The sequence below is a fragment of the Paenibacillus sp. GCM10027626 genome (assembly GCF_042676285.1).
In the GTDB taxonomy this organism is placed as follows: Bacteria; Bacillota; Bacilli; order Paenibacillales; family Paenibacillaceae; genus Paenibacillus_Z.
Genome location: NZ_JBHTHC010000040.1, coordinates 23,494 through 34,461, shown reverse-complemented (window position 1 = coordinate 34,461; position 10,968 = coordinate 23,494). Strand labels below are relative to the sequence as shown.

7 protein-coding genes, 8 tRNA genes and 1 rRNA gene are annotated in these 10,968 nt (G+C 45.9%); 15 read left to right on the top strand and 1 reads right to left on the bottom strand.

The window, feature by feature from the left end; translation table 11 throughout:
* The 10 genes from ACFQ0N_RS37055 to ACFQ0N_RS37010 form a co-directional block, all read left to right on the top strand.
* Window positions 1–123: ribosomal RNA gene (locus tag ACFQ0N_RS37055) — 23S ribosomal RNA — on the top strand; the annotation flags it as partial.
* A gap of 117 nt (window positions 124–240) precedes the next feature.
* A tRNA-Glu gene (locus tag ACFQ0N_RS37050) sits at window positions 241–315 on the top strand.
* 13 nt (window positions 316–328) lie between these two features.
* A tRNA-Met gene (locus ACFQ0N_RS37045) sits at window positions 329–405 on the top strand.
* Window positions 406–418: 13 nt separating this feature from the next.
* Window positions 419–495 (top strand) — tRNA-Asp (locus tag ACFQ0N_RS37040).
* A gap of 25 nt (window positions 496–520) precedes the next feature.
* Window positions 521–596: transfer RNA gene (locus tag ACFQ0N_RS37035), tRNA-Thr, on the top strand.
* 9 nt (window positions 597–605) lie between these two features.
* Window positions 606–692: transfer RNA gene (locus tag ACFQ0N_RS37030), tRNA-Leu, on the top strand.
* A gap of 3 nt (window positions 693–695) precedes the next feature.
* Window positions 696–770: transfer RNA gene (locus ACFQ0N_RS37025), tRNA-Gly, on the top strand.
* A gap of 3 nt (window positions 771–773) precedes the next feature.
* A tRNA-Arg gene (locus tag ACFQ0N_RS37020) sits at window positions 774–850 on the top strand.
* Window positions 851–864: 14 nt separating this feature from the next.
* Window positions 865–941 (top strand) — tRNA-Pro (locus tag ACFQ0N_RS37015).
* Window positions 942–1,083: 142 nt separating this feature from the next.
* Complete coding sequence (locus ACFQ0N_RS37010) at window positions 1,084–1,686, top strand: SLOG family protein (protein ID WP_379335328.1); 603 nt, start codon at window positions 1,084–1,086, stop codon at window positions 1,684–1,686.
* A 56-nt stretch (window positions 1,687–1,742) separates the two neighbouring features.
* Here ACFQ0N_RS37010 and ACFQ0N_RS37005 read toward each other — a convergent pair whose 3' ends face one another.
* The gene (locus tag ACFQ0N_RS37005) at window positions 1,743–2,531 is read right to left on the bottom strand and encodes an ABC transporter ATP-binding protein (RefSeq protein WP_379335326.1); all 789 of its coding nucleotides are present in this window, start codon (window positions 2,529–2,531) and stop codon (window positions 1,743–1,745) included.
* A gap of 266 nt (window positions 2,532–2,797) precedes the next feature.
* On the opposite strand from ACFQ0N_RS37005, the gene ACFQ0N_RS37000 reads away from it, so the two are divergent.
* The 5 genes from ACFQ0N_RS37000 to ACFQ0N_RS36980 all read left to right on the top strand — a co-directional run bounded on the left by ACFQ0N_RS37000 (window position 2,798) and on the right by ACFQ0N_RS36980 (window position 10,961).
* Window positions 2,798–3,769, top strand: a complete 972-nt coding sequence (locus ACFQ0N_RS37000) for an ABC transporter permease (protein ID WP_379335323.1) — start codon at window positions 2,798–2,800, stop codon at window positions 3,767–3,769.
* A gap of 11 nt (window positions 3,770–3,780) precedes the next feature.
* Window positions 3,781–4,662: a carbohydrate ABC transporter permease gene (locus ACFQ0N_RS36995; RefSeq protein ID WP_379335321.1), complete on the top strand. Its 882-nt coding sequence runs from the start codon at window positions 3,781–3,783 to the stop codon at window positions 4,660–4,662.
* Window positions 4,663–4,713: 51 nt separating this feature from the next.
* On the top strand, window positions 4,714–6,915 hold the full coding sequence (locus tag ACFQ0N_RS36990) for a right-handed parallel beta-helix repeat-containing protein (RefSeq protein WP_379335319.1): 2,202 nt from the start codon (window positions 4,714–4,716) through the stop codon (window positions 6,913–6,915).
* Between the two features lie 14 nt (window positions 6,916–6,929).
* Window positions 6,930–8,546, top strand: a complete 1,617-nt coding sequence (locus ACFQ0N_RS36985) for a type 2 periplasmic-binding domain-containing protein (protein WP_379335330.1) — start codon at window positions 6,930–6,932, stop codon at window positions 8,544–8,546.
* A gap of 168 nt (window positions 8,547–8,714) precedes the next feature.
* The gene (locus ACFQ0N_RS36980; RefSeq protein ID WP_379335317.1) at window positions 8,715–10,961 is read left to right on the top strand and encodes a helix-turn-helix domain-containing protein; all 2,247 of its coding nucleotides are present in this window, start codon (window positions 8,715–8,717) and stop codon (window positions 10,959–10,961) included.
* The last annotated feature ends 7 nt before the right edge of the window (window positions 10,962–10,968 follow it).

Sequence of the window (10,968 nt, the reverse complement as noted above, 5' to 3'; positions counted from 1 at the left end):
CCCCTCAAGATGAGATTTCCCAATTAGTAAGACCCCTGGAAGACGACCAGGTTGATAGGTTCGAGGTGGAAGCGCAGCAATGTGTGGAGCTGACGAATACTAATCGGTCGAGGGCTTATCCTAAAAGTTTCACGAAGCTTGCTTCGGAACCATAAACACAGCTAAAGATTTTCATTCAGTTCATATCCAGTTTTCAGGGTTGCAAGCTCTGATTAGGTACATAGAGTACCATGTTCATTTGGCCCGTTGGTCAAGGGGTTAAGACACCTCCCTTTCACGGAGGTAACAGGGGTTCGAATCCCCTACGGGTCACCATTTATATTAACGACGCGGGGTGGAGCAGCCCGGTAGCTCGTCGGGCTCATAACCCGAAGGCCGCAGGTTCAAATCCTGCCCCCGCAACCAAATTATTTACTGTGGAGCCGTGGTGTAGAGGCCTAACATGCCTGCCTGTCACGCAGGAGACCGCGGGTTCGAATCCCGTCGGCTCCGCCAGTTTTTAAAAAATTGTTTTAACTGTGCCGCTGTAGCTCAATTGGTAGAGCAACTGACTTGTAATCAGTAGGTTGGGGGTTCAAGTCCTCTCGGCGGCACCACATATTTATGCGGTCGTGGCGGAATTGGCAGACGCGCTGGCTTCAGGTGCCAGTGGTAGCAATACCGTGGAGGTTCGAGTCCTCTCGACCGCACCAAATGCGGAAGTGGCTCAGCGGTAGAGCATCGCCTTGCCAAGGCGAGGGTCGCGGGTTCGATTCCCGTCTTCCGCTCCATTAGTGCCCTTAGCTCAGCCGGATAGAGCGTTTGACTACGAATCAAAAGGTCGGGAGTTCGAATCTCTCAGGGCACGCCATTAACTGTTAATATCGGGATGTAGCTCAGCTTGGTAGAGCACCTGGTTTGGGACCAGGGGGTCGCATGTTCAAATCGTGTCATCCCGACCATATATTTTACTTAAACGACGAATCATTTGATCGTCTTTTTTTTGTTTTGTACATAAAAAGGAGCTCCCACCTCAAACCCCGATTCAAACTTAGCCGCTCAGAAGTGATCTAAAGGCGGTTTAACTAGAAAGAAGAGGATTCTGTGAAAAATTTGTTAGTGACTGGCTATAGAGCCCATGAACTGAATATATTTGACCAAAAGCATAAAGGTATTGCCTATATTCAGCAAGCAATCACGAATCGTTTGCTGCCTTTACTGGATGAAGGGCTTGAATGGGTCATTACGCCAGGCCAATATGGTGTTGATCTGTGGGCATGCGAAGCAGTGATTGCCTTAAAAGCTCAGTATCCGCAATTAAAATTATCGATTGTTACAGCATATATGAATCAGGAAGCAAAATGGAGTGAGAATAAGAAAATATATTATGAAGAGATACTAAAGGGCGTTGATTATTACGCGGCGGTGAGCAAGCAGCCTTATGAAGGAGCTTGGCAATTTAAAGCAAGAGATGAATTGCTTTTTCGAAAGACTGATGGAATATTGCTTTTTTACGATGATGATGCAGGTGAAGGCAGTCCGAAGTTCGTGAAAGAACGAGCGCTGCGAAAACAAGAAGAAGAAGGCTATCGCTACATAGGACTGACATCAGAGGATATTCAAAGTGTAGTCGAAGAAGAAGCTTTAAGTAGCTGGAATGATGATTCTACTGAGCATGGGGATACTGTGGAGGAATACGATCATTGAGAGGCTCGATGTTATTGCTAATTGATAACACCGCAGCCTCTTGTTGTTTATAGGATTTATTTCTCAGCTCGTACATATACTCTTTCCTGATGCCGTTCAACGATAACGGGGGCTTCAAAAAAATGACTGAGCGTTTCAGTTTGTAAAATATCTTCTGTTCGGCCTGACTGAATCACCTCTCCGCGTCGCAGAAGCAAAGTGTGACTGAATAAAGGTATAATTTCCTCTGTATGATGGGTAACATAAATCAAGGTTGGGGTTTGTTCGCTGGCAGCAAGCTGTTCAATGCTTTCCAGCAGACGCTCGCGTGAAAATAAATCCAAACCGTTGCAAGGCTCGTCCAAAATTAACATTTTCGGATTGGCCATTAGAGCGCGTGCTATAAGAATTTTTTGTTTTTCCCCTTGAGAGCAGGTTCGAAATTCACGATCCCACAGATGGCTGCAGCCAAGTGTTTGCATAAATGCTTGCGCTTGCTGCAATTCTTCCTCGCTAACCCGCTCATAAAGCCCAATTGTGGCGTATTTCCCGCTAATGATAACGTGCTGCGCCTTGTCGCCGGCATACAGCTTTTCCTGCAAGGAGGAGCTAACCCAGCCGATCGATTTACGCAGATCACGCAGATCTACCTCACCGAATGGATGCCCCAGTACCGATACTTTTCCTTCTGTTGGCCAAATATAGCCATTGATCATATTTAGTAATGTTGTTTTGCCGGAGCCGTTTAAACCAAGAAGAGCCCAATGCTCGTTGGGTCGAATCGTCCAATTTATTTTTTTGAGCAGCCAGTTGTCTCCATTTCTCCAGGACATGTCTTGAATGTTAACCATTAAGTTTGATCTCATCGCAGTACAGCCTCATTTCTGTATTTTCAATTTGAGCAAATAGCAGCAGGTTGATGTAACTATTTTAATCACGTTGGAGCGGACTGTCGATGTGAAAAGTGCGCTTTATACAGAATTCGGCTATATACAATTTTGTCTTTACCGCGCCAGAACTGGATTATCGTATATGGAACTGAAACTTGTGTATAGTTTTTTCTCCGAAATTCCGTTTGAATTAGAGCTAGCAAAGCAAGCTTGCGTATTCTGGCGGATAAGGAGCATAGCAGATGAAATCTCATTTTGAATTAAAGGAAGAGCTGTCCCAACAGGCTGCCGTGGTGCCAATAGCGGAAGAACAATTACGCCGAAGGCGGCGTTTCAACATGAATCTTCCCCTGATGATTATGTTTTTACCTATTCTGGTTTACTTTATTATGTTCAAATATATCCCGATGGGAGGTTTGGTCATTGCTTTTAAAGATTACAATTTGGCAGATGGCATCCTTCACAGTCCATGGGTAGGCTTCGACAATTTTCGGCAGTTATTCAGTAGTCCTTTGATGGTGCAGATTATCAGAAACACATTTTTTATTAGCCTTTTGACCATAGTCGTCTCCTTTCCTTTCCCAATTCTACTGGCGATTTTGCTGAATGAAGTGAGACGAATGGTATATAAAAGAGTGATTCAAACCCTGGTTTATTTACCGCATTTTTTGAACTGGGTTATTGTCGGCTCGTTCGTCGTACTGATTTTCGCTCAGGAGCATGGAATTATTAACAACATCATTAGCTACTTCGGCGGGGAGAAAATTCAATTTCTGTATGATAAGTCATCATGGCTTGCAATATTTCTTGGTTCGGGCATTTGGCGGGGCGCTGGATTTGGAGCCATTATTTATTTGGCAGCGCTTTCTACCATTGATCCGAGTTTGTATGAGTCGGCAAGCCTGGACGGTGCGAATAAGCTGCGGCAAATTTGGCATATTACGCTTCCTGGCATTACGCCGGTCATTATTTTGATGCTGATTCTCTCGATGGAACATGTGATGGATGTCGGGTTCGATCAAGTGTTTGTACTCCAAAATCCGATGGTCAGCGATATTTCCAGCGTCATTAGTGTCTGGAGCTATCAGGTCGGTCTAGGGCGCGGCCAGTTCAGTCTGACGACTGCGTTGGGATTTTTCACCTCAATCGTCGGGCTGGTATTGGTGCTGATTACGAATAAAATTGCCCGCAAATTTGATCAAGGTCTGTGGTAAGGGGGATTGCTATGAAGATATCGTTAGGTGAAAAAATATTCTATGTCATTAATTATGTACTGCTCGGGTTATTCGCAATTAGCTGTATTTTGCCGATTATCCATATCGTCTCCCTTTCTTTAAGCTCAGAGTATGCGGTTATTTCCGGTCAAGTCGGGCTGTGGCCGGTGGAGCTCACTTTGGACTCCTACAGGCTCCTGATTGAGGGAACGCGGATTGTAGATGCATTTCGCAATAGTGTGGTGATCACTGTTATTGGTACGGTGCTGAATTTGCTCTTTACGATTCTGGCGGCTTATCCGCTGTCACGCTCCTATTTCTATTTTCGAAAACCGCTGACGCTGTTTATTCTGTTCACGATGCTGTTTTCTGCCGGGCTAATTCCAAGCTATTTGCTTGTAAAAAGCTTGGGACTCGTAGATACGTATGGGGCGTTATGGCTGCCGGGGCTTGTGGGTGTATACAACTTGCTCGTGCTCAAAACATTTTTTGAAAATATCCCGGGCGAGCTGGAGGATGCGGCGCGTATCGATGGCTGCGGGGAAACCCGTTTAATTATGCAAATTATGCTGCCGCTGTCGATGCCAGTGATCGCGACCCTCATATTATTTTACGCAGTAGGACACTGGAATTCCTTCTTTAGCGTCATGATCTACATTAATTCAACTGAGAAGCATAATTTGACCGTGCTGGTACAGCAAATGATTATGAACAATCAATTGGCACAGCAGGTCACGGAAGGACGCTTGGCTGAAGACATGATGGAGTCTGTAACGCCGCAGTCGATCCAGTCGGCTGGTGTCATCGCCATGATCATTCCGATGTTGATTGTCTACCCATTTTTACAAAAATATTTTGTGAAAGGCGTTATGATTGGGTCAATCAAAGGGTAGATTGGCTTGCCCGCAGAAGTTGAGTTACCTATTCATGAAGGAGGAGATGAAATGCCGAAAGAAGAATTCGAACAATTACAAAAGCTTGATGTCAAGGTGAGCCGAAGAAAGCTATTGGCCGCAATAGGCATGGCCGGAGTGGCGGCAGCTGCAGGCAAGGTGCTTCCTGGGCTCGCATCGGCTCATGGTGTCGAGGATGTAACGGTTGCCGGTTCTGTCTATGAAGGAGCAGCAGGTAAAGGGAAAATTCCCCAAATTAAAGCTGCTAATCTAGTCGTTTCAACGATGATCCACGAACTCAGAAACAGTACGGACATTGAACAGGACTATTTATATTTTGTACAGGATCAAGGACAAGAAGGGCCTTTTATGGTCGATCCAGCCGATACTGTATCAGCTGACAATACGGGAACGATTATCGTTGCGGCATCCGGAGCACGATTGAAGCGAATGGTAGCCGATGACATGATTGATGTCTGCTGGTTCGGCGCTAAAGGGGATGGAACGACTGATGATACGGAGGCAATTCGCAGGGCGATTGACTTTGCTTCTACAGCGCATCAGGATGGGAGCATCCTGTATTTTTCAAGCGGGAAATACCGGATCACGGATGGCTTTTTACTAACCGGACAAAAAGTAAGCTTTCTTGGAGCGAAGGCCGAGCTCTTCTTGGATAGTGACTCGGATTCAATTACAGTGCTGACTTTTCATCATTGCTCCGATTTTTTTGTAGATAGTCTCAAAATATCGAGTTCGAAAACAACGAAATTATTTTCAAAGCAGGCGCATGGCGTGCATGTTCAAGATTCGAGCAAATTTAAAATTGTAAATTTGGATATTTCTTATCGTACGGACGCTATTCATGTTAATTTCTCAGACAATTTTACGATTGAGGGCAATGATGTTTATTATTTGGGCGAAGAAGGGGTGAGGATTGGAGGCAGCCAAAATTGGCGCGTTTCCAACAATCGCATTCATCACCATAATGGCGACGGTATTTTGCTCAAGCATGCAGGCAGTGGCGAAGGCATGTACAATGGTGAAGTAATTGGGAATTTTTTGTATGATGGTGTGAGTACGTTTGGCCTGGCGGGTTCGATCGGCGGGGGAGTTACTTGTAATGAAGAGGTGATTGGAACAGCGGGCTGGAATATTCACAATCTTGTCATTAGCGGCAATACCTTCAAAAATCTGCGCTATGGCATTGCGCTTGCCAGCATTACGGCTTTTACGGTATCCGGAAATACGATACAGAATGTCAAAACCGCGGGCATCCGGATGGATAATTCGCTCGCCAACAATCCATCGCGTAATCCGGGGGGAGAATGTGCCATTGCGGGCAATACGGTGGAAAATGTGACGGATGGGGAAGGGATTCAGTTTCTAACCAATCAAGCTGTGGTGGATAAAGTGTCGATTACAGGCAATCAGGTAAGCCGGGTTCAACATCCCGTCTCGCACTATCCCGGCATAGCGGCTTCAAATGCCGCCATATCCGGTAACATGATAAGCGACTGCAAGGTGCTTCTGCAAGCTGTTAATTGCACAGTATCCGGCAATCGGTTTATACAAGGCGGGTTTACAAGCTCAGATGATGCTTCAAATGCGGTTAAATTAATTGATTCGTTCGTTTTCACCGGCAATACCTTTGAGGATACGAATGGCCAAATTGGCATTAGCAATGGAGCGGGGATCATTAGCGGCAATGTGATCAAAACAAGCTCTAGCTTGTGTGCGATCCGGTTTAGAAGCAATCCGGCGGACAAGGTATACATTGTGAATAATAGCTTTGATTGCCCAAATGCAGAAGCAAAAATTACTTACGACGCCACAGTAACTGCAAGCGGGATGGGGAAAGTAAGCAGTGATTATACGCTCGCTGGTGCCATACAACGCCACGGCTTAACAGCTCCCTTGGATGGAACGTATTCGCCGATGTCTGTTGTCTGGAGTGAGGATATTGGAAAAGGGAAGCCGATCGGTTATGTATGCATCTCAGGCGGCACTCCCGGCACATGGTCGCCATTCGGCTATATTGGGCAAATCAAGCATGGGACTGCGACAATGAAGCATTTGACGAGGTCGGTCGTCGTTGAGCACGGGCTTGGCGAGCGGCCGGCATATGTTTCACCGATGGCTATGGGGAACCTGGGCACGGTTTGGATTTCAGATATGACAGCGACGCATTTTACTATACGCTGTTCTATGATGGCAACAGCGGCTACTCCGATTATGTGGGAAGCAAAAGCCTAAAGAGGAGGATTACGATGATAAAGAGAAATCAGAAAATGATGGTGTTGACATTGACTTCGGTTTTTGCAGCAGGAGTTGTGCTCGCTGGCTGCAGCGGTCAACAGGAAAAGAAGGAAACGGGCAATAACCCGCCAACTGCAGATCGTGGACATATTTCCGTCATGGTCTATGATCGAGGACGCGTACCGGCGGATGAAGGCACCTACGAGAAAAATCGCTGGACGGAATGGATTAACAACAATGGACCGGTGGACGCAACCTTTGTGCCAATCCCGCGCAATAATCCGGGGGAAAAATTGAATGTCCTGCTCGCTTCGGGCTCGGCGCCGGACTTTATTCAAGATTACGATGCGATCAATAGGAATGCCTGGTACAACGCCAAGCAGCTTATGCCGCTGGACGATCTTATCGAGCAGCATAGTGTGGAATATAAAGCGATGCTGGAAAAATATCCGATTCTGCGCAAGCTTGGCACTCATGATGATGGCAAGCTGTATGAAGTGGGGGCATACGTGCCGGCGGATATAAATTGGGTATTCCTGGTGCGGATGGATTGGCTGAAGAAGCTTAATTTGGAAGTGCCGAAGACGACTGAAGAGCTATATGCGGTGGCTAAAGCCTTTACAGAGGATGATCCGGATGGCAACGGCCAAAAGGATACATTCGGCATGTCGCTCGGCGGCGGCTTTAATGGCAACATTTTCAACTGGATTTTCGGCATTCCCGGTGCGGGCCATTCGCTGGAGGATGGAAAGATGGTCTACCCCTGGAAGCAGAAGACAGCCATTGCCGAGTTCAAGCGTCGCTTGTATCAAGAGGGGATCATCGATAAAGATTTTGCAGCTGACGGGAACGGCGAGAAAGCGAAGCGCGATTTCGTAAATGGCAAGATCGGCTTCTATACGATGCAATGGGCAGATGTGAAATCGACATTTGAAGCGTTCAAGAAAAATGTGCCGGATGGAGAGCTTGTCCCTATTATGCTGCCAAGAAGCGAATTTGGACAATTCTCGCCAGCCTTGTCCGGCCCTGGAGCAACACCTGGCGTCATTAACGCCAATGCGAAAGACCCGGTATCCGTTATTAAATATATCGATTTTCTAAATCAGGAGAATACAATTAAGACTTTAAAATGGGGGATAGAGGGCGAACATTACAAATTGGATGCCAGCAGTTGCCCGGCTCCTGTCGATCTGGAGAAAAATAGTAAGGAAAAAGGGTGGAATGGCGATTATTCGCTGGTGAGCAATCCGATCGAGGCTACGCTTAATTGTGATCCACGGGTGATGGAAATTGATAAAACGACTACGCTTGGTCAGGAATTTACCAAGATCCTGGAGACAGCGCGCGAGCTATATTTGAATCCGGAAGTTCCGATGCCTGGTTATTTTTTGAATGCACCTGCTATGCCGAATGATCTGAACATGATCGTGCAAAGTGTGTCCAAATTGGATGATGAGTATGCCAAAGCTGTTGTTCTCAAGGACTATAGTGTAGAGAAAGCGGCGGAAGCCGCTCAAGATATGTGGAATAAAGCTGGCGGCGGTAAAGTTGATGAGTGGTACAACGATTATTATAATGCCAATAAAGATAAAATTGTGACGGTTATGGATCTATACGAGAAAAAATAAAGAGGATGATGGCGCCTTCGATGGAGGGCGCCTTTTTGCAGGAAAATAGCGGAAGTCCGCTTAGCAATGCTACAATATGGTATATTGACGGAAAGATGTATATTGTATTGGAAGCGCTTATCGTTGAAGCTGAGGATGCGGCTATTCAATTTTATTGGAGGACACTGCATGCGGAGAAAATGGTTTATCAGGCTGTTGTTTTCATATCTGCCGATCTTTATTCTCGTTATTTTCAGTTTATCGATTATTTTCTTCGTCATCGTGAATAATGTATCGCGCGAGCAAGCTAAGCGTTCAAATGAAGTCTTCATGGAACAAATACTGGTTCAGCTGGATCGCACACTGGAGCTGATCAATCAGCAGATTATGAAAGAGACGAATTATAATGAAGAACTAAAAGGGTATTACTTCAAGTCCTTGCAGAATTCATTCGACACCCTCGTTGTGCCCTCCAAGAAGCTGCGCGAAACTATTACAGCATTGCCGCTCGTTGAATCGATTTATATGTATAGGGCAGAGGATGGGAGAATTCTCAGCAGGAATGCGATCATGCCGCTGGAAGAATTCGGGGATCAGCAGTTTGCCGCGCAAATATTGCAGAACGGGGCGCCGCTGAAATGGCTTCCGGTGCGAGCTTACAAGGAGTTTACTGAAGATGCGCCGACCGATGTCGTTACCTTAGTGCGTAATGTGCCGCTGCTAGGAGGGGAAAGAGGTTTTATTGTCGTCAATGTAGGGGTTCAGCGGATTGCTGAGTACATTATGGAAATGTCGAGCTCCAAATTCAGCTATATTCATCTTGAGGATCAGAATGGCACTCCTATCATTAATACGAATGAATCGCAAGTTGGATCGGAAATCAGTTCCGCTATCTCGGCTTATACGGGCTGGATCATTCATAGCGGAATGCGGGACGGGGGATTGTTCTATGTCTTCTCTCGTATTCATTGGATTTGGTTAGGGATTATTGGAGGAACCTTGCTGATCTGTCTTATATGGCTTATAGCGGCTACAAGAAGGAATTATCGGCCGGTAGAAATGATTGTAGAGCAGATCCGCCAATTCGCCAAGCAAAAAAGCCAGCTATTAACCGTATCCGGGGGACAAGATGAATTTCGCTTCATTGAAACAGCCTTGAACCGGCTAATTGAGCAAACGAATCTGTATGATCGGAAGCGTCAAGAGGATTTGCATTATCGGCGCCAATATTTCTTTCAGAAAACATTAACGGGGAGCAAAGCGATCTCGCCGGAGGATTGGGCAGGGGAGCTTAATGGCCTGGATGTGGATAAGCTTCACGATCTGGAGGGGCTGGTCGTCGCTGTCATTGAAATCGATAAGTACCAGACGTTTACTAATGTCTATCATCAGCAGGATCAGGGTCTGCTCAAATTTGTTGTCAAAAGTGTCGTGAATGAAATTGCAGATAAATATGATGTTCCGGTATGGTCAGAGTGGATTTCCAATGAACGGCTCGGTGTTTTGTACGGGACGGCAAGCGATGGGGCAGACAGTCTGCTAACCTTTAAAAGTATGGGTGAAGAGCTGCGGGAGTGGGTAGAATCCCATCTTCATTTTTCGGTTACAACAGGCATTGGCTCCAGTGTGGAGGAGGTTAGTGAAATATCACTTTCCTATGAGGATGCAATAAATGCCTTGAAATATAAAACGGTGCTTGGCTGCGCGGGAACATTTCTATATTCAGAAATGAACGCCAAATCTCCGGATATCATCTATAGTAATCTTGATATTGTTCGCAAGCTGACTTCCTGTTTTAAGCAAAATAATGAGGAATGGGAATTGATCTTTGAGGATATATTCGCGAATTTGCGGGATAATCTGAGTTCAAAAGAGGAAATCGCCATCGCGATCAACTATTTGAACTATCATCTGAATCAATCGTTGAAGGAAATGGCGTATGATTACCGCGGGCGCTGGGATTTGGAAATCTATCCGAAGCTGTCGGAGGCAGTAAAGACATTCGAGACGTTGGATGAAATTAAAGAGCAGGTCCGTGAGCTTCTAATGGAAGCATTCGGACATATCCAGAAAATGCGCGAAAAGCGGAGCGGGCATTCACTCATACAGGACATTAAACTGTACATTGAGGGGAGCTATGCGGATCCGAATTTATCGCTGCAATTGATCAGCGATCATTTTCAGCTGAATACGAAATATGTCAGTCAACTTTTCAAAGAAGAGATGGGAGAAAAGTTTGTTGATTATTTGGCGCTGCTGCGTATTCGCCATGCCAGACAACTGCTGGAGCAGACTCAAGCCTCCATTCAAGATATCGCTACGCAGGTCGGCTATACGCATTCTCTTTCATTCATTCGTATGTTCAAGAAGGTGATGACTGTCACGCCTGGAGACTATCGCAAGCAGCATGTATACGCTAGAGTGCTTAAGCAATAGGAGGTTG

What these genes read in the sequence shown, in the direction of transcription:
- ACFQ0N_RS37000 (WP_379335323.1), top strand. Translation starts at nt 2,798, where the DNA reads ATGAAATCTCATTTTGAATTAAAGGAAGAGCTGTCCCAACAGGCTGCC.
- ACFQ0N_RS36995 (WP_379335321.1), top strand. Translation starts at nt 3,781, where the DNA reads ATGAAGATATCGTTAGGTGAAAAAATATTCTATGTCATTAATTATGTA.
- ACFQ0N_RS37005 (WP_379335326.1), bottom strand. Translation starts at nt 2,531, where the DNA reads ATGAGATCAAACTTAATGGTTAACATTCAAGACATGTCCTGGAGAAAT.
- ACFQ0N_RS36980 (WP_379335317.1), top strand. Translation starts at nt 8,715, where the DNA reads ATGCGGAGAAAATGGTTTATCAGGCTGTTGTTTTCATATCTGCCGATC.
- ACFQ0N_RS36985 (WP_379335330.1), top strand. Translation starts at nt 6,930, where the DNA reads ATGATAAAGAGAAATCAGAAAATGATGGTGTTGACATTGACTTCGGTT.
- ACFQ0N_RS36990 (WP_379335319.1), top strand. Translation starts at nt 4,714, where the DNA reads ATGCCGAAAGAAGAATTCGAACAATTACAAAAGCTTGATGTCAAGGTG.